This window comes from Rahnella sp. WP5 (assembly GCF_000745615.1).
Taxonomy (GTDB): domain Bacteria; phylum Pseudomonadota; class Gammaproteobacteria; order Enterobacterales; family Enterobacteriaceae; genus Rahnella; species Rahnella aceris.
Genome location: NZ_JQJR01000012.1, coordinates 158253 through 183544, shown reverse-complemented (window position 1 = coordinate 183544; position 25292 = coordinate 158253). Strand labels below are relative to the sequence as shown.

Here is a 25292-nt window from a genome sequence, read left to right as displayed (position 1 = left end):
ATGCGCCGGATATTTCCTTTCATCCTGCTCCTGCCGTTTATGGCAAAAGCAGGAAGTGATGCCCCCGTCACAATGGTTTTGCTGCGTGCAGCACGTGCCGACAGTGAAAATCCTACTGCCACTTTTTCTCAGGCGATGTTATTTATCGTCGCCGGAGAAAAAACATCGCTCAGTCATCCGCAAGCGATTAATGAAGTCTCCGCTGGTTATCCCCATTTTAGCTCACCACTGAACATTCCTTTACGGATCACTTCTGCATTCAGTATGCGCTGGCATCCTCTTTTGCGACGCTTTTCCCAGCATGAGGGAACCGATTTTGCCGCCCCACCGTTTACACCGGTGTTTGCCACAGAAAAAGGGATCGTCGTTGAAGCTAAGTACCATCCCGTCGCTGGCAATTACGTGGTAGTACGCCACCCGCAAGGATGGAAAAGCCGCTACCTGCATCTGAACAGACTGAATGTCGTCGCCGGCCAGGAGATCAAACAGGGCGGCATCGTGGCTTACTCCGGCAATACCGGACGCAGCACCGGCCCCCATTTGCATTTTGAGTTGATGCATCAGGGGCAGCCGGTTGACGCCGTGAAATTCCTGTCAGCATCCAATGCCTCATACGGCCAGATGACAGCCAAGATGACTTCGAAAATTTCAGTACCGAAAATCATGCTGGTGACTGAAATCGCGGGGCAGGAAAAAGTCATGGTGAAGTATCGCGAGAAAATAATTTATGCCAGTGCTGATCAGAAAGTGTTTGGGGATTATAAAGTGGTGCTGAAGAGCGGAAGATATCGTTTACAGAAAGTGTCCTGAAGGAAACAAAAGTTGGTGCATTCCTCAGGAATACACCAACTCATTGTTTTATATAGAGTGGAGTTGACCGTTAAGCCGGGTTCTGTCGTGGACAGTCATTCGTCTAGGCCAGCAATCGCTCACTGGCTCAAGCAGCCTACCCGGGTTCAGTACGGGCCGTACCATGTGAACCCCTATTTGGCCTTGCTCCGGGTGGAGTTTACCTTGCCACGAACTGTTGCCAGCCGCGCGGTGCGCTCTTACCGCACCCTTTCACCCTTACCTGATCCCGCTTGCGCGGGCCATCGGCGGTTTGCTCTCTGTTGCACTTGTCGTAAGCTCGCGCTTCCCAGGCGTTACCTGGCACCCTGCCCTATGGAGCCCGGACTTTCCTCCCCTCCTTCTGTCTCCCCCGAAAGGGACGGCAAAGAAGCGGCGACTGTCTGGTCAACTCCGCGGCGGATAATAGGGTATTACGCCCTATTTGTCACCCTCTTGCTCATCAAGCGCGTATTTATACAACGCATTCTTCTTCACGCCGTGGATTTCGGCGGCCAGCGCGGCAGCTTTTTTGAGCGGCAGTTCTTTTTGCAGCAATGCCAGTGTGCGCAGGGCTTCCGCCGGTAAGGCTTCGGTATCGACCTTATGGCCTTCAACGATCAGCACCATTTCACCGCGCCGGCGCGTTTCGACTTCCTGCACCCATGCCAGCAGTTCACCCACCGGCGCACCGTGAATATTTTCCCAGGTTTTGGTCAGTTCACGCGCCAGTACGACATAACGATCTGGCCCCCAGACTTCGACCATATCCTGCAAACTGTCCAACAGGCGGTGCGTGGATTCATAGAAAATCAGCGTGCGGGGTTCTTCAATCAATGCCTGCAACGTATCTTTACGGGATTTGGTTTTGGCGGGCAGAAACCCTTCGTAACAGAAACGATCAGAGGGCAAACCGGCGGCACAAAGCGCGGTGATCGCCGCACAGGCACCGGGTAACGGCACCACGCGGATACCCGCTTCACGGCAGCGACGCACAAGGTGATAGCCAGGATCATTGATCAGCGGCGTACCGGCATCCGAGACCAGCGCTATCGTCTGGCCTGCCTGCAATTTCGCCAGTAAATGCTCAGCTTTTTGCTGTTCATTATGATCGTGCAGCGGGTACATTTTTGCCGTGATCGCGAAATGTTGCAGCAGCAATCCGGTATGGCGGGTATCTTCTGCAGCAATCAAATCTACACTGTTCAGTACGGCCAGCGCGCGTTGGGTTATATCTCCTAAATTGCCAATTGGCGTCGGTACGATATACAGCGTTGAGGCAGAAATATCTGCTTGATCGTCTTGATTCATTGTTTCATCCGGATTGCCGATTTAATATTGAGCATCTTAAAAAAACATCACTGGAAACTGAATGCCTTCCTCAATGACCTTTCGTACCCGTTCGGGACGTTTACTCCCTGCCATCATCGTGGCCATGCTTCTCGCCAGCTGTTCAGGTCAGGCGCCGCAGGCACCGACAGAAAGTGTCCAGGGTGCAGCGTCCGGCAGCTCTGACTATTATTTGCAGCAGGCGCAGCAAAGCGGTGATGATAACAAGGCTGACTGGCAATTGCTTGCAGTGCGTGCCCTGATACGCGAAGGCAAAGCGCCTCAGGCGGCGGAACAGCTGGCTAAAGTGCCACAAAATCTGACGGCTGCCCAAACCGTCGAACAGCAACTGACCAGTGCAGAAGTGCAGGTTGCGCTGAAAAATTATCCGGCAGCAGCCACCAGTCTGAGCCAGTTGGATCCCCACGATCTGACCAACGATCAGAAAGCCCGTTATTATCAGGCGCAAATCGATGCCAGTCAGGGGCGCACCAGCCTTGGCGTGATCCGCGCCTATATCGCGCAGGAGCCGCTGGTACAAGGTCAGCCGCATCAGGACAACATTGACCGCACCTGGATGGCGCTGACGCAGATGTCCGCACAGGACGTCAACAGCATCGTGATCAATGCGGATGAAAATACGCTGCAGGGATGGCTGGATTTACTCAGCGTCTGGCAAAGCAACAAGCAGGATCCTGATTTACTGAAAGCCGGGATTAAAGACTGGCAGCGCCGTTATCCGGTGAATCCGGCAGCGAAAAGCCTGCCGACTCAGCTCAATAATGTGCTGACTTTCCAGCCTGCTTCAACCGGCAAAATTGCGCTGTTTCTGCCAATGAGCGGCCCGGCACAGGTTTACGGGAATGCCATTCAGCAGGGTTTTAATGCGGCAATGAGCGGTCAGGTCAGCCAGCCAGCGGCACAAACGGCACCGACAGATCCAAACGCACAATCTCAGGCGCCGGCAGACCCGAACGCAGCCGTCAGTACATCTGCACCGGACGCCAGCACGCAAAATACCGCGTCTCAAACCGATCCTTCCCAGGCCCAGCCTGCCGCAACCCCAGCCGCTGCGCCCGTGGCCAGCAGCAACGGGCAGGTGAAAGTGTATGATACCAATGGTCAGCCTCTTGCCGCGCTTCTGACGCAGGCTCAGCAGGATGGCGCAACGCTGGTTGTCGGCCCGCTGCTGAAAGATCAGGTGAACGCACTCGCTTCTGACCAGACGCCTCTGAATGTTTTAGCGCTCAATCAGCCAGAAACTGAGAAAAACAGCCCGAATATCTGTTACTTTGCGCTCTCGCCGGAAGACGAGGCACAGGATGCTGCGCGCCACATGTGGTCTGAGCAGAAACGTATGCCGCTGTTACTGGTGCCGCGTGGCAGCTTCGGCGACCGTATCGCGCAGGCTTTTGCTAACGAATGGCAGAAACTGGGCGGACAAACCGTACTGAAACAAGGTCTCGGTTCCGCCGGTGAATTGCGTTCTTCTATTGGCAGCGGTATCCGCCTGACCGGTACGCCGGTCACCACCAGTGATGCAGCCGCGCCAGCACAAGCGCAGGGTGTCACAATTGGTGGCATTACCATCCCGGCGCCGCCGACAGATGCACAGATTACGCAAGGCAGTACCGGTGGCGCAGTGGATTCCGTCTACGTTGTTGCGACACAAAGTGAACTGACGCTGATTAAACCGATGCTGGATCTGGCGGTGAATGGCCGCGTGCATCCTTCAGTGTACGCCAGTTCACGCAGCTATCAGGCAGGTGCCGGTCCGGATTACCGTCTCGAAATGGAAGGCGTGCAGTTTAGCGATATTCCCTTACTGGCAGGCGGTAACCCTGCGCTGATGCAGCAGGCAGCCGCGAAGTTTGGTAACGACTATTCGCTGGTTCGTCTCTATGCGATGGGGATCGATGCCTGGAATCTGGCAAATCATTTCTCCCAGATGCGCACATTGCCTGGCTTCCAGGTTTCCGGCAGCACCGGAGAATTGAGCGCCAATAGCAATTGCGTGATCCACCGTAAATTGCCATGGCTGCAATACCGTCAGGGTTCGCTGGTGCCAGTTTCTTCTTAAGAGAAAACTGAAACAGCTCAACAGAGATCGGAATTCTCAGCCATTACAGGTACAAGGACGTACTGATGAAGTCTTTTTTGTCAAAAACGCGGGCGTGCGGCGATAAATACGAAGCATTTGCACGACGCTATCTCGAAAAAGCCGGGTTAACCTTCGTGGCGGCCAATGTGGCCTGCCGTGCCGGTGAAATTGACATGATCATGCGTGACCAGCAAACCTGGGTGTTTGTTGAAGTCCGTTACCGGCGCAACGCCAGTTTTGGTGGTGCGGCGGCCAGCGTGACGATTCAAAAACAGCAGCGCCTGTTACGCGCTGCCTCTTTCTGGCTTGCAGGAAAGAACGCAAGCTTTGACACATCATCTTGCCGTTTTGATGTTTTTGCCATCACCGGCAGCCAGATAGAATGGCTGCGTGATGCCTTCAATGCGGAATAAATATTACGACGACTGACTGGACGAAAACCCGTGCTGGATAGAATCAAAGTCTGCTTTACAGAAAGTATCCAAACTCAGATTGCGGCGGCAGAAGCCTTGCCTGACGCGATTTCCCGCGCCGCGATGACGCTGGTGCAATCGCTGCTTAACGGCAATAAAATTCTGTGCTGCGGCAATGGCACCTCTGCGGCAAATGCGCAGCATTTTTCCGCCAGTCTGATTAATCGTTTTGAAACTGAACGTCCTAGCCTTCCTGCAATCTCATTATGTGCAGATAACATTGTGCTCACTGCGATTGCCAACGATCGACTGCATGAAGAAATTTATGCTAAACAGGTGCGCGCCTTAGGTCAGGCGGGTGATGTTCTGCTGGCCATTTCTACCCGCGGCAACAGCCGTGATATTGTCAAAGCCGTTGAAGCAGCGGTAACCCGTGATATGACCATTGTCGCATTAACAGGTTATGACGGCGGCGAGCTGGCGGGTTTACTGGGGCCTCATGATGTTGAGATCCGTATTCCCTCTCATCGCAGCGCCCGCATTCAGGAAATGCATATGCTCACAGTTAACTGTCTCTGTGACCTGATAGATAACACGCTGTTCCCACACCAGGACGATTAAGGAGATCCCATGAAGGCGAGTCCTCTCTTTGCTGTATTGTTAAGCGCCCTTCTGTTACAAGGCTGTGTCGCCGCTGCGGTAGTTGGTGCGGCTGGCGTCGCAACAAAAACAACGACTGACCCACGTACGGTCGGCACTCAGGTTGATGACAGCACGCTGGAAGCCCGTGTCTCTAATGCGGTGAGTAAAGATAAACAACTGAAAGACGAAGCCCGCATCGTGGCGACTGCGTATCAGGGTAAAGTCCTGTTAACCGGTCAGGCGCCGACGGCGGATATGGCTTCTCGCGCAAAACAAATTGCGATGGGTGTTGAAGGCGCAACGGAAGTGTACAACGAAATCCGTACCGGTAAGCCGGTCAGCATGGGCACAGCGTCAATGGATACGTGGATCACCACCAAAGTCCGTTCTCAGTTACTGACCAGTGATTCGGTTAAATCATCTAACGTCAAAGTCACCACCGAAAACGGCGAAGTGTTCCTGCTGGGTCTGGTGACGCAGGAAGAAGGTAAGTCAGCGGCTGGGATAGCGGCGGGCGTGAGCGGCGTTAAACACGTCACCACAGCCTTTACCTACGTGAAATAATTCAGTACGTTATAACCAAAAAGGACAGCTCAGGCTGTCCTTTTTTTGTTCAAACCCTGGATGATTTAATGCAGTTTATGCTCTTGCAGGAAAGACTCGCCACCGAGCTGACTCATCTGACGCAGGATCCATTGCTGACGGCGTATGACATACGCAGAAGGCGCATTCACCTTAAACAGATGCGGATTCGGCAACACCGCCGCCAGTAACGCCGCCTGAGATGCAGTCAGACGACTGGCAGGCTTATGAAAGAAGTGTTGCGCAGCCTGCTCGACGCCAAAGACGCCATCACCAAACTCCGCGATATTCAGGTACACCGTCAGAATGCGACGTTTTGTCCATACGGTTTCAATACCCACGGTCAGCCCAGCCTCAAGCCCTTTACGCACCCAACTGCGCCCATCCCACAGAAACAGGTTTTTAGCGGTTTGCTGGGATAATGTCGAAGCACCACGCATTTTTCCGCCGTCTTTATCCAGCACCGACTGAATAGCATCGACATCAAATCCCCAATGAGTCGGGAATTTCTGATCTTCCGCCGCCATCACCGCGAGCGCCATTGGTGAGGAAATCTCACTCATTGGCACCCAGTCCGAATGTGCAACATAACCAAAATCACCGGTCAGCCACGCGGAAATCTGGCGCTCCACCATCACGGCAGAAAAAGGCACGGGTAAAAAAGAAAAAAGAAGAATGCCCGCTACCCATAAGCAGAGTAACAGTATCACTGCGCGTTTTAGCCATAACAGTGGCGTACGCAACAGGCCTTTTCGAGTAATTTTATTCATTTAGCGCTTTCCACAACACATCCGACCATCTAATCAATCTCAATAATAACCTGCAAGATCAGGCTAGCGAAATGCTGCACAATATTGCTAACAATTGAGCAATAACAATGAAACTTTTGCTTACATTCAGAACGAAAAATTCCGATTAAACCACTACCATCAAGGAGTTCCGTCAAACAGTCAGGAACTCTTGCTTTTTTCACTGCGACTGATTTTTAAGCAAAAAAGTAAAATTTTTGTAAACTAATCAACAAAAGATACGTAAGATTAATTTATGATTCTGATCAGTGAAAGTGAATAAATTCTCATCAATTATTCCGTAATGCGTTAACGCACTAAGTCAAATACAACACCTGTGATACCTAAAAAATCAGCAGGGTGTGCACCTTTTTATCAGATAAAAAACGCATAAACCTAAGTGAAATTTTTTCATTTAAAATAAATTTCAGATCTCTTTTGGCTCCGGAGAGATCATTTCGCTGAAATTCACACTTAAACCATATATTACAACAAGTTAGAATAAATTTTTCAATTTATAGAACCGGTTTCATAGACGAGCATGTCGCAAATTCACCTGCAAAACCGCCTGCTATTGTTCACTTCCATAAGCAAAATTGCATGTCGCCAATACAACATCAACATGCTTCATTTGTATTCTGTCAAAAATCCTGCGATAAAGACTTGATGTTTTGTATAGACAAAGACTAATCTACATCACAGTTTTTAATGAATGTTGTAACAGTTCTGCTTATATTTGTTATGTTGATTGCTACAGGATGTATTAGACTTTAAACCTGAATTCCAAGACCTGCGAAAACCGAACCCTAAAAACTATCGTGGGTTACCTCTTTCCCTGGTGTTGGCGCAGTATTCGCGCACCCCGGCCTCGGCCGGGGTTATTTTTTTTCAGCGTTTGCCGTCCAGTCACGTAATACTTTGATGTCATTGCGCCATTCGGCCTTCAGCTCATCAATCCATTCCTGAACGTTATCCCACCAGGCTGGCAATGTCGGCGTCTGAATTTGTTGTGCCAGTTGCTGTAAATGTTTCAGGCCAACAGAACCCGCCGCGCCTTTGATTTTGTGGCCTTCCTCGGCAATCCCTTTTTGATCGCGTGCCGTCATGTTGGAATCAAGCACAGCCAGATAGCCCGGCATCATTTTTTCAAACATATCCGCACTCTGATAAATCAGTTTCGCCCCAACCAGGTCGATGTACTGCTCAAGCATGGCGGTATCAAGCAACGATTCGCTGTCTTTCATCACTACGGGCTCCTTTTCCACTACGGAAACGTCAGGCTGATGATCCCAGAACTGCTGAATCATCGCGGTCAGCGCGGAAACAGACAGCGGCTTACTCAGCACGTCATCCATTCCCGCATCGAGATACTCTTTTTTGTCTTTCAGCACGTTTGCTGTCAGGGCAATCAGTGGTGGCAGATGTTGTCCGGCGTAATCGGTGCGCAGCTTGCGGGCAATATCCAGTCCTGTCATGTCAGGCAACTGGATATCCAGCAGTACCAGATCGAATTCTTCAGGATCGAACATCTCCAGCGCATCATGGCCATTCATCGCCACTTCCACGCTGTTACCTAACTTCTCCAGCACTGAACGCGCCACAATAACGTTCAGCTCGATGTCTTCGACCAACAGCACGTGCAGCGCCGGTAAGGGCATGTCTTCTTCGTCACTGGCCAGGTCAGACGGTGAATCCAGCGTTGGTGCACGTACGACGAGCGTAAAGCAGGAACCCTGACCCGGCACGCTGCTGACGGTGATATCGCCGCCCATTGCCTGCGCCAGACGTTTTGAGACCGCCAGCCCAATCCCTGTGCCGGTCGCCGGTTTACCGCCGTTCTGATCTTTCACCTGATAATACATGGCGAAGATTTTGTCCTGCTCATCCTGCGGGATCCCCAGACCGGAATCGCGCACGACAAATCGCAGCATATCGTTCGGTTCATAATGCACGCTCAGCACAATCTCACCTTCGCGGGTGAATTTGACGGCGTTGCCGATCAGATTCCACAGAATCTGGCGCAGACGCGTGCCGTCCGTCGTAATACTGCGCGGCAACGGCAGGTCAGGCTCCATGATAAATTTCAGCCCTTTCGGCTGGGCCAGCAGTCCGGAGAGATTTTCCAGATCGGAGAGGAATTCGGTGAAATCAACCGGCTGGTTATCAAGCTGCACTTTGCGGCGCTCAATTTTGTCCATTTCAATAATATCGTTGAAGATATTGCCGAGGGTGATCGCGCTGACATGAATGGTTTTCAGGTAGCTGTGCTGTTCTTTGTCCAGCTCGGTGTCGAGCAAAATGCGGCTCAGCCCGACGATGCCGTTAAGCGGCGTACGCAGCTCGTGGCTGATCGTTGAGATAAAAGTGGTCTTCTCACGGCTGGCGTTCTCTAACGCGTCCTGATAGCGCTTACGCTCGGTAATATCGCGTCCGAAGCCCATCAGCCCGTGTCGCTTACCGATACGGTCATAAAACGGCACTTTACGCAATTCGAAGCAGGCTTTGCGCCCGTCCGGATAGACCAGCCATTGTTCGTAGGTCAGGGAAACGTTGTGACGGAAAACCTTCTCGTCGGTTTCGACCACTTTCTCGGCGATATCCGGAGTATAAACATCGTTGGGAGTCAGGCCGATCAGTTGCTTTTCACTTTTGCCGGTCAGCAGTTCCATCGCCCGGTTACAGCCGGAGAATTCTTTGTCTTCGTTGCGGTAATACACCAGGTCCGGCGAGGCATCGAGGAAAGAGCGTAATAATGCAGATTGCTGGCTCAGTTCGATCTGCGCCTGTTCGCGGTGCTGCATTTCGAGTTTCAGCTTATCGACCACTGCCAGACGCGCTTCTTCCGCTTTCACACGGTCGGCGATTTCCTGATTCAGTTGGGTAATGTTGTCTTTGAGTTGCTGATTCAGTTCGAGGTCGCGGTGGCGCATTTCTTCCAGTTTATCGACCAGACGCGCTAAACGCTGACGCGACTCTTCAAGTTGTTCAACTACCACCGACAGGAAGTAAACCGCCCAGGGCGTAATCAACAAACCAAAGAAGATGGAACGAACGACGTCGATACTCTCAACCTGCCCGCGCAGGAGCATCGTGACCGCCATCTGGACAATCATTGCCAGTACCACCAGCGCAGACGCCAGCAACAGTGAGAATCTCACCAGCCCCAGCTTGACCATCAGATCGACATAATACTGCGCTAAAACCCGGATTTGCTTCATAACGTTTCCCTTAAAACGAAGTCGTCTGAATCATACCGCAAAACCTCACCAGCGTGATGGCAGGGGATAAATTGAGCGTGAAGTTTGTGAGATGCACCTTGCAGGGGCTTGTCATGGTGCAATGCAGGAAATAAGGGCAGAGTTATTGACTATTATCTGCGGTGATATTATTAATATCGGCCGGCTTTATCAGGCTGCACGCGTTGCCAACTGCCGTCCAGCTAACATTTTTTCCTTTTATCCTCCGAATATTTTCTCTCCCGGTGCGTTTCGCACAGGCATAACTATTCATTATTACTGCAAATAAAGTCATTCGTGGCAGTATGAATAATTCTTATTACAAACACCGGACTAACACATTATTACTGTCAGGTTAAAAACAGTGACAAACCGCATGGGTACAGTATTTTCCAGTATAAAATACTGGTAATTACGCCCCTGCCAGCACGGTGCGGAGATCTTACGCTTTCCCCATAGTGAGTCAGCTCACACTTTACGTGCATGCCCCCATCGGAAATATGCCAGCAAAAACCCCATAAAAAATATATATTTCAAATAATTAAATCTCTTTATATCACTTTTAATATAACTTAAATCGCCATTTGACCTGTCTGTGCTTTCTCGCTAAGTTGGGAGTCCGCCGGAAGCAATCTCGACGGGTGAGCAACTCGTCATATTTATGCAGTAATTGAAGACTCCCTCATTAAAACAAGTCAACCACCACTTGTGAGAACCATCACGAGAGGCCTTTGACGGAGATGTCCGGGCAATCAACGCACCGCAAGAGTGCGCGAAATTGCGGACAAACCTCTGTGTATAAGCCCGCTCGCGATTGGTGTGAGAGTCTCGCAGAGCCTGGGGAGGTTCACGTAATGTTGTACGATAAATCCCAAGAGAGGGACAACTGTGGTTTCGGCCTGATCGCCCATATAGAAGGCGAACCTAGCCATAAGGTCGTGCGTACTGCGATCCACGCGCTGGCCCGTATGCAACACCGTGGCGCGATCCTTGCTGACGGCAAGACCGGCGACGGCTGCGGCCTTCATTTACAGAAACCTGACCGCTTCTTCCGCATGATTGCTGAAGAACGTGGCTGGCGTCTGGCGAAAAACTATGCCGTTGGCATGCTGTTCCTCAGCAAAGATGAAAAAGAAGCTGAGGCAAGCCGCCGCATTGTTGAAGAAGAGTTGCAAAACGAGACGCTGTCCGTGGTGGGCTGGCGTGACGTTCCGACCAATCCGGACGTACTCGGTGAAATCGCGCTTTCCTCCCTGCCCCGCATCGAACAAATTTTTGTCAACGCGCCTGCCGGCTGGCGTCCGCGTGACATGGAGCGCCGCCTTTATATGGCGCGCCGCCGTATTGAGAAACGCATTCAGGATAAAGACTTCTATGTGTGCAGTTTCTCCAACGTGGTCACGATCTATAAAGGCCTGTGTATGCCTGCGGATCTGCCACGCTTCTATTTAGACCTGGCCGACCTGCGTCTGGAATCGGCCATCTGCCTGTTCCACCAGCGTTTCTCGACCAACACCGTCCCGCGCTGGCAACTGGCTCAGCCTTTCCGCTATCTGGCGCACAACGGCGAAATCAACACCATCACCGGTAACCGCCAGTGGGCGCGCGCCCGTGCGTATAAATTCAAAACGCCGCTGATCCCCGATCTGCAAGACGCCTCACCGTTCGTGAATGAAACCGGTTCGGACTCCAGCTCGCTGGACAACATGCTGGAACTGTTCCTGGCAGGCGGGATGGATTTGCTGCGCGCCATGCGTTTGCTGGTGCCGCCAGCCTGGCAGCAAAACCCGGACATGGACGACGATCTGCGGGCATTCTTCGACTTTAACTCCATGCACATGGAGCCATGGGATGGCCCGGCCGGTATCGTGATGTCAGATGGCCGTTATGCTGCCTGTAACCTCGACCGTAACGGTCTGCGTCCTGCGCGCTATGTCATCACCAAAGATAAGCTGATCACCTGTGCGTCCGAAGTTGGCATCTGGGATTATCAGCCGGACGAAGTGGTCGAAAAAGGCCGCGTCGGACCGGGCGAGCTGATGGTGATCGACACCCGCAGCGGCAAAATCCACCATTCTGCTGAAACTGACAACGATCTGAAGGGTCGCCATCCTTATAAGCAATGGATGGAGAAAAACGTTCAGCGTCTGGTGCCGTTCGAAGACTTGCCGGAAGATCAGGTGGGTAGCCGTGAGCTGGAAGACACCTTACTGGAAACTTTCCAGAAGCAATTCGGCTACAGCAGCGAAGAACTCGATCAGATCATCCGCGTACTGGGTGAAAACGGTCAGGAAGCCGTCGGCTCCATGGGTGACGACACGCCATTTGCCGTGCTCTCCAGCCGTCCGCGTATCGTGTATGACTACTTCCGCCAGCAATTTGCGCAGGTCACTAACCCGCCAATCGATCCGCTGCGCGAAGCCCACGTGATGTCTCTGGCGACCAGCATTGGCCGCGAGATGAACGTGTTCTGCGAAGCCGAAGGTCAGGCTCACCGTCTGAGCTTCAAATCGCCAATCCTGCTGTGGTCTGACTTTAAACAGCTGACCACGCTCGACAGCAAACACTATCGCGCGGAAACGCTGGATATTACGTACGATCCGACCGAACAAAATATGGAGCAGTTCGTCCAGAAACTCTGTGACGAAGGCGAACAGAAAGTGCGTAACGGCGCGGTTCTGCTGGTGCTGTCTGACCGCAATATCGCCCCGAACCGCCTGCCGCTGCCTGCACCCATGGCCGTCGGTGCGCTGCAGTTGCGTCTGGTTGAGAAAAGCCTGCGATGCGATGCCAACATCATTGTTGAAACCGCCAGCGCCCGTGACCCGCACCATTTCGCCGTGCTGATTGGCTTCGGTGCCACTGCGGTTTACCCGTATCTGGCCTACGAAACCCTGGCAAAACTGGTCGACTCCCAGGTCATCGAGAAGAAATACCGTGAAGTGATGCTGAACTACCGTAACGGCATCAACAAAGGCCTGTACAAGATCATGTCCAAAATGGGCATATCAACCGTCGCCTCTTACCGTTGCTCGAAACTGTTTGAAGCAGTCGGTCTGGCGAAGGATCTGTGCAACACCTGCTTTAACGGCGTCGTCAGCCGTATCGGCGGTGCCGGTTACAGCGACTTCGAACAGGACTTACTGAACCTGTCCAAGCGCGCGTGGCTGAAACGCAAAACGCTGGATCAGGGCGGCCTGCTGAAATTTGTCCACGGTGGCGAATACCATTCCTATAACCCGGACGTGGTCACTACCCTGCAAGCCGCTGTCAACAGCGGTGATTACGACGATTATAAGAAATACGCCAAACTGGTAAACGAGCGTCCGGTGGCCACACTGCGTGACTTGCTGAAAGTCACGCCAAAAGGCCAGCCGATCCCTGTTGATCAGGTTGAACCGGCGGAAGGTTTATTTACCCGTTTCGATACCGCAGCGATGTCTATCGGCGCACTGAGCCCGGAAGCGCATGAATCTCTGGCCGAAGCGATGAACAGCATCGGCGGACGTTCTAACTCCGGCGAAGGTGGCGAAGACCCGGCGCGTTACGGCACCAATAAAGTGTCCCGTATCAAACAGGTGGCTTCAGGTCGTTTCGGTGTAACACCGGCGTATCTGGTCAATGCTGACGTTATCCAGATCAAAGTGGCGCAGGGTGCAAAACCAGGCGAAGGCGGCCAGTTGCCGGGTGACAAAGTGACGCCGTACATCGCGAAACTGCGCTATTCCGTACCGGGCGTGACCCTGATTTCTCCACCGCCGCACCACGATATTTATTCCATTGAAGATCTGGCGCAGCTGATTTTTGACCTGAAACAGGTCAACCCGAAAGCGATGATTTCGGTGAAACTGGTGTCTGAACCGGGCGTCGGCACTATCGCCGTTGGCGTGGCAAAAGCTTACGCGGATCTCATCACTATCGCTGGCTACGATGGCGGCACCGGCGCAAGCCCGCTGTCTTCGGTGAAGTATGCCGGTTGTCCGTGGGAACTGGGCCTGGTAGAAACACAACAGGCACTGGTGGCGAACGGCCTGCGTCATAAGATCCGTCTGCAGGTTGATGGCGGCCTGAAAACCGGCCTCGACATCATCAAGGCAGCGATTCTTGGTGCAGAAAGCTTCGGTTTTGGTACCGGCCCGATGGTGGCGCTGGGTTGTAAATACCTGCGTATTTGCCACCTGAACAACTGTGCAACGGGCGTGGCAACTCAGGATGAAAAACTGCGTCGCAACCATTATCACGGACTGCCGGAACGCGTAGTGAACTACTTCAAGTTCATCACGCAGGAAACCCGTGAAATCATGGCCGAACTGGGCATCAGCCAACTGGTGGATCTGATTGGTCGTACCGATCTGCTGACTGAGCTGGACGGTTTCACCGCCAAGCAAAACAATCTCGACCTTTCTGCGATACTGGCAACGGCCACGCCGCATGAAGGCAAAGCGGTGTACTGCACCGAAAGCAACCCGGCGTTCGACAAGGGTCAGCTGAATAAAGACATCCTGGAACAGGCCGCGCCGCATATCGATTCAAAACAGAGCAAAGCGTTCTACTTTGATATCCGCAACACTGACCGTTCCGTTGGCGCTATGTTGTCCGGTGCGATTGCAGAGAAACATGGCGATCAGGGCATGGCGGCTGATCCGGTGCGTATTAACTTCAACGGCACCGCAGGCCAGAGCTTCGGCGTCTGGAACGCAGGCGGCGTAGATTTAATGCTGACCGGCGACGCGAACGACTATGTGGGCAAAGGTATGGCGGGTGGCCGCATTGCCATTCGTCCGCCAATTGGTTCAGCGTTCCGCAGTCACGAAGCCAGCATCATCGGTAACACCTGTTTATATGGCGCAACCGGCGGCAAAATGTTTGCTGCAGGCCGCGCGGGTGAGCGTTTCGCGGTACGTAACTCCGGTGCCATCACCGTGGTGGAAGGCATCGGCGACAACGGTTGTGAATATATGACCGGCGGCATTGTTTGTGTGCTGGGCCGTACCGGCGTCAACTTCGGCGCAGGCATGACCGGTGGTTTCGCTTATGTTCTTGATGAAGATGGCGAATTCCGCAAGCGTGTTAACCCGGAACTGGTTGAAGTCCTGGAAGTAGCCGATCTGGCTATCCATGAAGAGCATCTGCGCGGTTTGATCATCGAACACGTACAGCTGACCGCATCGACCCGTGGTGAAGAGATTTTGGCGAACTGGCCGGAATGGGCGCCTAAATTTGCCCTGGTAAAACCGAAGTCCAGTGATGTCAAAGCATTGTTGGGTCACCGTAGTCGTTCCGCAGCTGAGCTGCGGGTACAAGCGCAGTAAGAGGTTAAGATGAGTCAAAACGTTTATCAATTTGTCGACCTGCAGCGTGTTGATCCGCCTAAGAAAGCGCTGAAGATCCGCAAAATTGAGTTTGTGGAAATTTACGAGCCGTTCTCAGCAACGCAGGCCGCATCACAGGCAGACCGCTGCCTGTCCTGCGGTAACCCTTATTGCGAATGGAAATGCCCGGTTCACAACTACATTCCGAACTGGCTGAAGCTGGCGAACGAAGGTCGCATCATGGAAGCAGCCGACCTCGCGCATCAGACTAACAGCCTGCCGGAAGTCTGCGGGCGCGTTTGTCCGCAGGACAGACTGTGCGAAGGCTCCTGTACCCTGAACGATGAGTTCGGTGCAGTGACCATCGGTAACATCGAACGCTACATCAACGATAAAGCGATCGAGATGGGCTGGCGTCCGGATATGTCTCACGTGCAGCCAACCGGCAAACGCGTGGCGATCATCGGCGCAGGCCCGGCAGGTCTGGCTTGTGCAGACGTCCTGACCCGTAACGGTGTGAAAGCGGTGGTTTACGATCGCCATCCGGAAATCGGCGGCCTGCTGACTTTCGGTATTCCGGCCTTCAAGCTGGAAAAATCAGTGATGACCAAGCGTCGCGAAATCTTCACTGAGATGGGTATCGAATTCCAGCTCAATACCGAAGTCGGCAAAGACATCACTATTGATGCGCTGCTGGCGGAATACGATTCTGTATTCCTCGGCGTTGGCACCTATCAGTCCATGCGCGGTGGTCTGGCGAACGAAGATGCGCCGGGCGTGTACGATGCCCTGCCATTCCTCATCGCTAACACCAAGCAGCTGATGGGCTACGATGACAGCCAGGAAGAACCTTACGTGACGATGGATAAGAAACGCGTCGTGGTGCTGGGCGGTGGTGATACCGCAATGGACTGCGTGCGTACCTCGATTCGTCAGGGCGCAACCCATGTGACCTGTGCGTACCGTCGTGATGAAGAGAACATGCCGGGCTCGCGTCGTGAAGTGAAGAATGCGCGTGAAGAAGGTGTGGATTTCAAATTCAACCTGCAACCGCTGAGCATCGAGCTGAATGATTCAGGCCGCGTATGCGGCGTGCGTATGGCGCGTACCGAACTGGGCGCTCCGGATGCACATGGCCGCCGTCGTGCAGAAATCGTGGCTGGTTCCGAACATGTGATGGAAGCTGATGCCGTGGTGATGGCATTTGGTTTCCGCCCTCACAAAATGGAATGGCTGGCAGCCCATGACGTTGAGCTGGACTCTCAGGGACGCATCGTTGCCCCTGAAGGCAGCGACAACGCCTTCCAGACCAGCAATCCGAAAATCTTCGCGGGTGGCGATGCAGTTCGCGGTTCTGATCTGGTGGTGACAGCGATTGCCGAAGGCCGCAAGGCCGCAGAAGGCATCATGAACTTCCTCGAAGTCTGATCCGACGGGGCATCAAAACGGGGCTGCCAGCGATGGCAGCCCCGTTGTTTTTTAATCGTACGCAATCTGCACTGGCAAAAAGTGGCGGCGGCGTATTTAAGGCAATAAAAAACCCCACGTAACAACGCAGGGTTTAAGCATGAAGCCGGATTGAGCGGGTTGTTATTTCACAACACGCAATGCCGGGCGACCACCGCGAGGCGGCGTCGGCGGCTCATCATCCGGATCTTCTTCAGCCACATCCGGCAAATCACCATCAATGACTGACATGGTCGGTTCTGTCGGCTCATCAGCGCTCAGGTCACCGTCAAAGGCACCTTCGGCTTCATAAGCAGGTTCAGGTTCGAACATGGTACCGGCACCGTTTTCACGGGCATAAATTGCCAGAACAGCAGCAATCGGTACAAACACGTTACGCGGTACGCCACCAAAACGGGCGTTAAAGCGTACGTCATCATTACCCAGTTCGAGATTGCCGACAGCACGCGGCGCAACGTTCAGAACAATTTGTCCGTCACGCGCAAACTCCATCGGCACCATCACGCCAGGCATCGTCACGTCAACCACCAGATGCGGGGTTAACTGGTTGTCCAGCAACCAGTCATAAAAAGCCCGCAGCAGATAGGGGCGACGCGGAGACATGTCGGTCATCTCCATACCTTAACCTCGGGTATGCAAACGCATTTCGCGCTCTGCTTCGGTCAGGGAAGCCAGGAAAGCATCACGTTCGAAGACGCGGGTCATGTAGCCTTTCAGCTCTTTCGAACCGGTACCTGACAATTCAATGCCCAGCTCTGGCAAACGCCACAACAGCGGAGCCAGGTAGCAATCGACCAGACTGAACTCTTCGCTTTTGAAATAAGGCATGTACGAGAAGATTGGCGCAATCGCCAGCAGCTCTTCACGCAGTTGCTTACGTGCAGCGTCCGCTTCAGTCGCAGAACCTTGCTCGATTTGACGCATCAGCGAATACCAGTCATTTTCGATGCGGTGCATCATCAGACGGCTCTCACCACGGGCAACCGGATAAACCGGCATCAGCGGCGGATGCGGGAAGCGCTCATCAAGATATTCCATGATGATGCGGGATTCAAACAGGGTCAGCTCACGATCAACCAGTGTCGGTACAGTGCGGTAAGGGTTGAGGTCAATAAGATCCTGCGGCAGGTGATCCATCTCAACCTGCTCGATCTCGACACTGACACCTTTCTCCGCCAGTACGATACGTACCTGATGGCTAAAAATGTCGGTCGGGCCGGAAAACAGCGTCATTACCGAACGTTTGTTGGCAGCGACAGCCATGAAAACCTCCAAGTTTATCTAGAATATTACAGCGAGTTATCGCCAGCCTGCAGTTTTTGTCCCGTAGTTTCATAGACAACCATCGGCAAGGCGAACCCAGCCAGGAAGCGCGGCAACGTCAACTGCTCGGCGAACAGGCACAAAAGTGTGTGATAGTTTACCAGATTTTACGCAGGCTGTGGGGGACGGTGAGACGATTTCATGGGGAATTGTGTGTCAGGAGATCATTTCCCCTGCAATTACGGAACAAAAGGCATAAAAAAACCCGGTGAAACACCGGGTTTTTGACGCTGATTTTCGTGCCGAAGCACTGTGCTGCAATAGCAGCAGAAAATTAACGCTTGGAGAACTGAGGACGACGACGTGCTTTACGCAGGCCGACTTTCTTACGTTCAACCTGACGAGCATCACGAGTAACGAAGCCAGCTTTACGCAGTTCGCCACGAAGATTTTCGTCATATTCCATCAGTGCACGGGTAATACCGTGACGGATAGCACCAGCTTGACCGGAGATACCACCACCTTTAACGGTGATGTACAGGTCGAATTTCTCAACCATGTCGACCAGTTCCAGTGGTTGACGAACTACCATGCGGGCAGTTTCACGACCAAAGTACTGTTCCAGGCTACGCTGGTTAATTACGATGTTACCACTACCCGGTTTGATGAAAACACGAGCGGCGGAGCTTTTGCGGCGACCAGTGCCGTAGTATTGATTTTCAGCCATTGCCTATAATCCCGAATTAAATGTCAAGAACTTGCGGTTGTTGCGCCGCATGAGTGTGCTCGTTACCCGCGTAAACTTTCATTTTACGGTACATTGCACGACCCAACGGGCCCTTTGGCAACATGCCTTTAACCGCGAGCTCGATCACGCGTTCAGGACGGCGAGCGATCATCTCTTCAAAGGTCGCTTGCTTGATACCACCGATGTGGCCGGTGTGATGGTAATAAATCTTGTCGTTACGCTTGTTGCCAGTAACAGCAACTTTTTCTGCGTTCAGAACGATGATGTAATCACCAGTATCAACGTGCGGAGTGTATTCCGCTTTATGTTTGCCACGCAGACGGCGAGCCAGTTCAGTGGCCAGGCGACCTAAGGTCTTGCCGGTAGCGTCAACTACGAACCAGTCACGTTGTACGGTTTCCGGTTTAGCTGTAAAAGTTTTCATTAAAAGCTTACCCAATTAAAGTTACACGTTGGCGAACACCCGAACGCTTACTTGTTTATAAAATAAGTATTTGAGGTTCACACGACCATCGTCCAGCAAACCTACCCCTTCGAATAGCCAATGCTGGCACTTATAAAGTTTCGGGAAAAAAACTTTGTAGTAACGTGGGGTCGCAAGATTATAGAGAAGTCTCCCGCAAAGATCGAACCCTTTTTCGACAAAAAGGAAGATTTACCTCAACGTCTTCTGAGGGTTCGCCATGCAGGCTTTACTGCGCCTTTTTATACCACAGGCTGAGCAAATAATAATCAATTAAAATCACGGCAGATGCGGCCGCCTGAGGTATTCCTCACTCTGCATCTCCTGCAGACGCGAGAGACAACGCTGATATTCGAATTTCAGCCGTTCCCCCTGATAAATTTCAAACATCGGCACCGCTGCGGAAATCACCAGTTTTACATGGCGCTCATAGAATTCATCGACCAGCGCCAGAAAACGCCGCGCAGCGTTCTCACTGTCTGCGCCCATCACCGGCACATTATGCAGCAGTACACTGTGATAGATTTTCGACAGCGCAATATAATCGAGCTGGCTGCGCGCCTCTTCACATAAGGTATGAAATTCCACCGCCAGCACGCCGTCAACGGCAGCAATGGCCTGCAGCGGACGATGATTCACTTCAAGTACGGGTCTTTCGCCTGCCTCCGCGCCACTGTGATTGCCGGTCAGTTTGCCCAGCATGGAATGCATCGCGTCAGTCGTATCAGGGCCAACAGGCGATAACCACAAATTGGCTTGTGTCAGCGTACGCAGACGGTAATCAATGCCGGCATCCACATTCAGCACATCGCAATATTCTTTAATCAGATCAATGGCTGGCAGGAACCGCGCGCGTTGCAGACCGTTGCGGTACAGCAAATCAGGCGGAATGTTCGACGTCGCAATCAGTGTGATACCGCGGGCAAACAGCGCCTGCAGCAACGTCGCCAGCAACATCGCATCGGTAATATCCGAAACAAAAAACTCGTCGAAACAGAGTACGTCCGTTTCCGCTTTGAAGCGGTCAGCAATCACTTCCAGCGGATCTTCCTGCCCCTGAAGCTCCGTCAGTTCTTCATGGACACGCAACATAAAGCGGTGAAAATGCAGGCGAAGCTTACGTTCACCGGGCAGGCTGTGGAAAAACAAATCCATCAGCCAGGTTTTACCGCGCCCCACGCCGCCCCACATATACAGTCCCTGTACTGGTCGCGAAGGGGTTTTCGGCGGCGATTTTGCAAACAAACGGCCCAGCAACCCTCCACGACCGGTGGTCTGAGGCATTGTTGCGGGCTGCGCGGAAAGTGCCTGATAAATCACATCAAGCTGTGCGACAGCCTGTTTCTGAACAGCATCCGCCTGGAATTCACCGGCATCCACAGCGTTCTGATAAAGGAAAAGGGGTGATTGAGATTGCATCTTTGTTAACGTCCCTGAGAAAAAATTTTTATGTTTTTCACGTTGTTTAGCCGCTTTTTTGCCGTGGGTTCGCCGCTTTTCCCGGCTGTCTGTGTATGAAAAAACCAACAGATAGCAGTGATTTTCCCCGCAGGATTCCACTCTGGCAAGGTTAACGGTTATAGTGGAGCTATTGCATGACAAATGCGTGTAACAATTACGTTAAAACCATTGTGTAAAAAAGTTAAGCCATAAAAGTTACGTGAAAAAGCCCTGCGGGACAACGAAGTCAAAATAGGAGTCATTATGACCTGGGAGTATGCACTCATTGGATTAGTGGTCGGTATCGCGATTGGTGCGGTAGCGATGCGCTTTGGTAATCGTAAATTACGTGATCAACAAGTCATGAAAAACGAACTGGAGAAAAGCAAAGCCGAACTCGACGAATACCGTCAGGAACTGGTGGGCCATTTTGCCCGCAGCGCAGAGTTGCTGGATAACATGGCGACTGATTACCGTCAGCTGTATCAGCACATGGCTAAAAGCTCCAACAATTTGCTGCCCGATATGCCCGAGCAAGATAATCCGTTCAACTACCGCCTGACCGGCTCCGAGGCCGATAACGATCAGGTACCGGTGCAAATGCCACGCGATTATTCTGATGGCGCGTCCGGTCTGCTGCGTGGTGAGCGTCCGGTTCGTAAATAACAGACGCTCCTGACCTGCATAACAATCGTTATGCAGGCGTATTTACGGCATATGTCCCGTGCATGTGCCGTTCTCCAGACCCTTCCCGTGCTGTGAATCACTGTTCTATTGTCCATAACTGACGTCCATTACAGAAAGCGAGAGAGTTATCGTGATGAAGAAAAAGTCATTTTTGCTCAGTGTGTTAGCTGTTAGCCTTGGATTAACTTTCGCTTCTGCGCCTATGGCGAATGCCGCTTTACCTACGGAAGTTCAGGGACAACCTTTGCCAAGTCTGGCACCTATGCTGGAAAAAGTATTGCCCGCAGTCGTGGGCGTTCAGGTTTCAGGTACCCAGCCACCCAGTGCGGATGTCCCACCGGAATACAAATTCTTCTTCGGTCAGCAGGACCCGGAACCCAATCAGGGGCCACAGCCTTTTGAAGGGCTGGGTTCAGGCGTTATTATTGATGCCGCCAAAGGCTATGTGCTCACCAACAACCACGTGGTGAATAATGCGGATAAAATCAACGTTCAGCTCAACGATGGCCGTGAATATAAAGCCAGGCTCATCGGCAAAGACGATCAGTCCGATATTGCGGTGATCCAGCTGATTGATGCTAAAAATCTGACACAAATTACGATGGCGGATTCCGACAACCTGCGTGTCGGTGATTTTGCCGTCGCCGTTGGCAATCCGTTTGGACTTGGCCAGACGGTGACATCCGGCATTGTTTCTGCGCTTGGTCGCAGCGGCCTGAATCTCGAGGGGCTGGAAAACTTTATTCAGACAGACGCGTCGATTAACCGCGGTAACTCCGGGGGCGCATTGCTCGATCTGAAAGGTGAACTGATTGGTATTAACACCGCCATCATTTCCTCTCAGGGTGGCAGCGTCGGTATCGGTTTTGCTATCCCGGCGAACATGGCGAAGAACCTCAGCCATCAGTTGATTGAGTTCGGTGAAGTGAAACGCGGCCTGCTGGGGATCCGCGGCAGTGAAATGACGCCGGAACTGGCGCAGGCATTCAAACTTGACAGCCAGCGCGGCGCTTTCGTCAATGAAGTATTGCCGGATTCTGCAGCGGCGAAAGCCGGTATTAAACCGGGCGACGTACTGATTACCCTGCAGGGGAAAACGCTGAGCAGCTTTGCTGAGTTACGCGCGAAAGTGGGCACCGCAGGTCCGGGCGTCACCATGCAGATTGGTTTGCTGCGCGATGGTAAACCGATGACTGTGAATGTCACGCTGGATAAAAGCCCGGCCGTGGAAGTCAGCATTGAGAAACTCAATCCTGCCTTGCAGGGTGTGACGCTCAGCGATCCGGCAGATAAAAACGCCAAAGGCGTGCATGTCGATGACGTGAAAAAAGGGACGCCCGCTGACCAAATCGGTCTGGAAAAAGACGATGTGATTATCGGTGTAAACCGCGAACCGCTCGAAAATCTGGCCGCTTTCCGCAAAATACTGGAAAGCAAACCTGACCTGATCGCGTTGAGCATCTTGCGTAAAGGGCAAAATATCTACTTATTCATGCCGTAAAGCGTTGAAAATCGGACGCAGGTGCTGCTGCGTCCGATTAACTCATGCTATTCTTCCCTCACTTTTTATCTCGCATCCCATATACCCATGTTTGTTAAGCTATTGAGATCCGCTGTTATCGGCCTGATTGTTGCTGGCATTTTGCTGGCGGCGGTACCTATGTTGCGTAAAAACATCACAGAACCGCTGTTTGACCGAAACTTCACCCAAAACAGCGAAGAACCGGTCAGCTATAACTCAGGCGTCCGCCACGCTGCTCCGGCAGTGGTGAACGTTTATAACCGCAACATGGGTAACAGTTCACAGAACGAACTGGCCATCCGCACACTGGGTTCCGGTGTGATCATGAACGACAATGGTTATATCCTCACCAACAAGCACGTGATCAATAATGCCGATCAGATCATCGTCGCATTGCAGGATGGCCGCGTATTTGAAGCCTTGCTGGTCGGCTCTGACAGCCTGACTGACCTGGCCGTGCTGAAAATCAACGCCGGAAATCTGCCGGTGATCCCGATTAATCCACATCGCGCCCCGCATGTCGGTGATGTCGTGATGGCAATTGGTAACCCGTATAACCTCGGTCAGACAGTCACGCAGGGTATTATCAGCGCCACTGGTCGCATTGGCCTCAGCCCGTCAGGCCGCCAGAACTTTCTGCAAACCGATGCATCGATTAACCAGGGTAACTCCGGCGGTGCACTGGTGAATTCGCTGGGTGAGCTGATGGGGATTAATACACTGTCCTTTGACCAAAGTAATGACGGCGCCACACCGGAAGGTATCGGCTTTGCCATCCCGACCGCACTGGCGACAAAAGTCATGGGCAAGCTGATTCGCGATGGCCGGGTTATTCGCGGGTATATCGGAATCAGCGGGCGCGAGGTTTCCCCTCTGCACGGGCCGAATAGCGGACTGGATCATATTCAGGGGATTGTGGTGAACGAAGTCACACCCAATGGCCCGGCGGCTAATGCAGGCATGCAGGTCAGAGACGTGATCGTTAACGTCAACAACAAACCGGCTGTTTCCGCTATCGAGACAATGGATCAGGTCGCAGAGGTTCGTCCGGGTACGGTCATACCAGTGGAGATTATGCGTGACGGTCAGAAGCTGACCTTGCAGGTGACCGTGCAGGAATATCCTGATCACTGACGATCGCTGAAGACAGCAACGAAAAAGCCGGAAAGGTTTCCCCTTCCGGCTTTTTTATTGCATCAAGAGCTACGAATCATTCGCCGTTGAAGCGCTCAATTTTCGCACCCAGCTGACGCAATTTATCTTCGATACGCTCATAGCCACGATCGATGTGATAAATACGGTCAACCACGGTCACCCCCTCGGCAATACAACCCGCCAGAACCAGACTTGCAGAAGCACGTAAATCGGTCGCCATCACCTGAGCGCCAGACAGTTTTTCAACGCCATGACAAATCAGGGTGCTGCCTTCGATTTCAGCATGTGCGCCCATACGGATCAGTTCAGGAATGTGCATGAAACGGTTTTCGAAGATGGTTTCGGTGATCACACCGGTACCCTCTGCCACCAGATTCAGCAAGCTGAACTGCGCCTGCATGTCAGTCGGGAAGCCCGGATGCGGTGCGGTGCGGAAGGTGACGGCTTTAGCCCGTTTGCCATGCATGTCGAGACTGATCCAGTCTTCGCCCACTTCGATATCGGCACCGGCTTCACGCAGTTTTGCCAGTACAGCATCCAGCGTATCAGGACGGGCTTCGCGACAGGTAATCTTGCCACCGGAAATCGCGGCCGCCACCAGGAAGGTGCCGGTTTCGATACGATCGGGGACCACACGGTAAACACCGCCACCCAGACGTGCAACGCCTTCGATGGTGATTTTATCAGTACCCGCACCGGTAATTTTCGCACCCAGCGTATTCAGGAAATTCGCGGTATCGACGATTTCCGGCTCACGCGCGGCGTTTTCAATAATGGTGGTGCCTTCAGCCAATGTCGCTGCGCTCATGATGGTAACGGTCGCACCCACGCTGACTTTATCCATCACGATGTGCGCACCTTTCAGGCGGCCATCGACAGAGGCTTTCACATAACCTTCTTCCAGCACAATGGTCGCGCCCAGCTGTTCCAGACCGGTAATATGCAGGTCAACAGGACGTGCGCCGATAGCACAGCCGCCCGGCAGGGAGACTTCACCGCGACCAAAACGCGCCACCAGCGGGCCAAGAGCCCAGATAGAAGCACGCATGGTTTTCACCAGGTCATACGGCGCACAAAACTCATTCACCTCACTGGCGTCAACGAAAACAGAACCGTTGCGTTCTATTTTGGTGCCCAGCTGGCTCAGCAGTTTGATGGTGGTATCGATATCTTTCAGATGAGGAACGTTCTGGAGTTCAACAGGTTCTTCAGCAAGCAGTGCGGCAAACAAAATAGGAAGTGCTGCATTTTTTGCACCAGAGATAGTGACTTCACCGCTCAGGCGAGTCCCACCCTGTACACGAAATTTATCCATT

19 protein-coding genes and 1 other RNA gene are annotated in these 25292 nt (G+C 52.7%); 10 read left to right on the top strand and 10 right to left on the bottom strand.

Going from position 1 to position 25292, the window contains the following annotated elements; genetic code table 11:
- Window positions 1-810: a M23 family metallopeptidase gene (locus tag EX31_RS12555; RefSeq protein WP_037035050.1), complete on the top strand. Its 810-nt coding sequence runs from the start codon at window positions 1-3 to the stop codon at window positions 808-810.
- Between the two features lie 55 nt (window positions 811-865).
- On the opposite strand, the gene rnpB is transcribed toward EX31_RS12555, so the two are convergent.
- Together rnpB and rsmI are read right to left on the bottom strand one after the other, a co-directional pair.
- Window positions 866-1244, bottom strand: an RNA gene (gene rnpB, locus EX31_RS24970) — RNase P RNA component class A.
- Window positions 1245-1269: 25 nt separating this feature from the next.
- Window positions 1270-2139 (bottom strand): 16S rRNA (cytidine(1402)-2'-O)-methyltransferase, encoded by an 870-nt coding sequence (gene rsmI / locus EX31_RS12550; RefSeq protein WP_013577227.1) that lies wholly within the window; start codon window positions 2137-2139, stop codon window positions 1270-1272.
- Between the two features lie 61 nt (window positions 2140-2200).
- Here rsmI and EX31_RS12545 point away from each other — a divergent pair, with 61 nt between their 5' ends.
- The 4 genes from EX31_RS12545 to dolP all read left to right on the top strand — a co-directional run bounded on the left by EX31_RS12545 (window position 2201) and on the right by dolP (window position 5877).
- Entirely contained in the window at window positions 2201-4237 is a 2037-nt protein-coding gene (locus EX31_RS12545; RefSeq protein ID WP_037035048.1) for a penicillin-binding protein activator, read from the top strand.
- Between the two features lie 65 nt (window positions 4238-4302).
- Window positions 4303-4671, top strand: coding sequence for a YraN family protein (locus EX31_RS12540; RefSeq protein ID WP_013577229.1), 369 nt, complete (start codon window positions 4303-4305; stop codon window positions 4669-4671).
- 30 nt (window positions 4672-4701) lie between these two features.
- A complete protein-coding gene (diaA, locus tag EX31_RS12535; RefSeq protein WP_013577230.1) occupies window positions 4702-5292 on the top strand; it encodes a DnaA initiator-associating protein DiaA in 591 nt (196 codons plus the stop codon).
- A 9-nt stretch (window positions 5293-5301) separates the two neighbouring features.
- Complete coding sequence (dolP, locus tag EX31_RS12530; RefSeq protein ID WP_013577231.1) at window positions 5302-5877, top strand: division/outer membrane stress-associated lipid-binding lipoprotein; 576 nt, start codon at window positions 5302-5304, stop codon at window positions 5875-5877.
- Between the two features lie 65 nt (window positions 5878-5942).
- Here the strand turns inward: dolP and mtgA are convergent, their stop codons facing one another.
- Both mtgA and arcB read right to left on the bottom strand, forming a co-directional pair.
- Window positions 5943-6665 carry a monofunctional biosynthetic peptidoglycan transglycosylase gene (gene mtgA, locus EX31_RS12525; RefSeq protein WP_013577232.1) on the bottom strand — a complete coding sequence of 241 codons (723 nt, stop codon included), beginning with the start codon at window positions 6663-6665 and terminating at the stop codon, window positions 5943-5945.
- Between the two features lie 896 nt (window positions 6666-7561).
- A complete protein-coding gene (arcB, locus tag EX31_RS12520; protein WP_037035046.1) occupies window positions 7562-9901 on the bottom strand; it encodes an aerobic respiration two-component sensor histidine kinase ArcB in 2340 nt (779 codons plus the stop codon).
- 872 nt (window positions 9902-10773) lie between these two features.
- Here arcB and gltB point away from each other — a divergent pair.
- Together gltB and EX31_RS12510 are read left to right on the top strand one after the other, a co-directional pair.
- Window positions 10774-15231 carry a glutamate synthase large subunit gene (gene gltB / locus EX31_RS12515; protein ID WP_037035044.1) on the top strand — a complete coding sequence of 1486 codons (4458 nt, stop codon included), beginning with the start codon at window positions 10774-10776 and terminating at the stop codon, window positions 15229-15231.
- Window positions 15232-15240: 9 nt separating this feature from the next.
- Window positions 15241-16659, top strand: coding sequence for a glutamate synthase small subunit (locus EX31_RS12510; RefSeq protein WP_013577235.1), 1419 nt, complete (start codon window positions 15241-15243; stop codon window positions 16657-16659).
- 162 nt (window positions 16660-16821) lie between these two features.
- Here EX31_RS12510 and sspB read toward each other — a convergent pair whose 3' ends face one another.
- The 5 genes from sspB to zapE all read right to left on the bottom strand — a co-directional run bounded on the left by sspB (window position 16822) and on the right by zapE (window position 20591).
- On the bottom strand, window positions 16822-17316 hold the full coding sequence (gene sspB / locus EX31_RS12505) for a ClpXP protease specificity-enhancing factor (RefSeq protein ID WP_013577236.1): 495 nt from the start codon (window positions 17314-17316) through the stop codon (window positions 16822-16824).
- Window positions 17317-17319: 3 nt separating this feature from the next.
- Complete coding sequence (sspA, locus tag EX31_RS12500; protein WP_013577237.1) at window positions 17320-17961, bottom strand: stringent starvation protein SspA; 642 nt, start codon at window positions 17959-17961, stop codon at window positions 17320-17322.
- Between the two features lie 334 nt (window positions 17962-18295).
- Window positions 18296-18688, bottom strand: a complete 393-nt coding sequence (rpsI, locus tag EX31_RS12495; protein WP_013577238.1) for a 30S ribosomal protein S9 — start codon at window positions 18686-18688, stop codon at window positions 18296-18298.
- Between the two features lie 16 nt (window positions 18689-18704).
- The gene (rplM, locus tag EX31_RS12490) at window positions 18705-19133 is read right to left on the bottom strand and encodes a 50S ribosomal protein L13 (protein WP_013577239.1); all 429 of its coding nucleotides are present in this window, start codon (window positions 19131-19133) and stop codon (window positions 18705-18707) included.
- Between the two features lie 318 nt (window positions 19134-19451).
- Window positions 19452-20591 carry a cell division protein ZapE gene (zapE, locus tag EX31_RS12485; RefSeq protein ID WP_037035042.1) on the bottom strand — a complete coding sequence of 380 codons (1140 nt, stop codon included), beginning with the start codon at window positions 20589-20591 and terminating at the stop codon, window positions 19452-19454.
- Between the two features lie 285 nt (window positions 20592-20876).
- Between zapE and zapG the strand changes: the two genes are divergently transcribed.
- The 3 genes from zapG to degS all read left to right on the top strand — a co-directional run bounded on the left by zapG (window position 20877) and on the right by degS (window position 23955).
- Window positions 20877-21278 (top strand): Z-ring associated protein ZapG, encoded by a 402-nt coding sequence (zapG, locus tag EX31_RS12480; protein ID WP_013577242.1) that lies wholly within the window; start codon window positions 20877-20879, stop codon window positions 21276-21278.
- A gap of 154 nt (window positions 21279-21432) precedes the next feature.
- Complete coding sequence (gene degQ / locus EX31_RS12475; RefSeq protein WP_013577243.1) at window positions 21433-22800, top strand: serine endoprotease DegQ; 1368 nt, start codon at window positions 21433-21435, stop codon at window positions 22798-22800.
- An 87-nt stretch (window positions 22801-22887) separates the two neighbouring features.
- Complete coding sequence (gene degS, locus EX31_RS12470) at window positions 22888-23955, top strand: outer membrane-stress sensor serine endopeptidase DegS (protein WP_037035040.1); 1068 nt, start codon at window positions 22888-22890, stop codon at window positions 23953-23955.
- A gap of 76 nt (window positions 23956-24031) precedes the next feature.
- Here the strand turns inward: degS and murA are convergent, their stop codons facing one another.
- Window positions 24032-25291: a UDP-N-acetylglucosamine 1-carboxyvinyltransferase gene (murA, locus tag EX31_RS12465; protein ID WP_037035039.1), complete on the bottom strand. Its 1260-nt coding sequence runs from the start codon at window positions 25289-25291 to the stop codon at window positions 24032-24034.
- Between the last annotated feature and the right edge of the window lies 1 nt (window position 25292).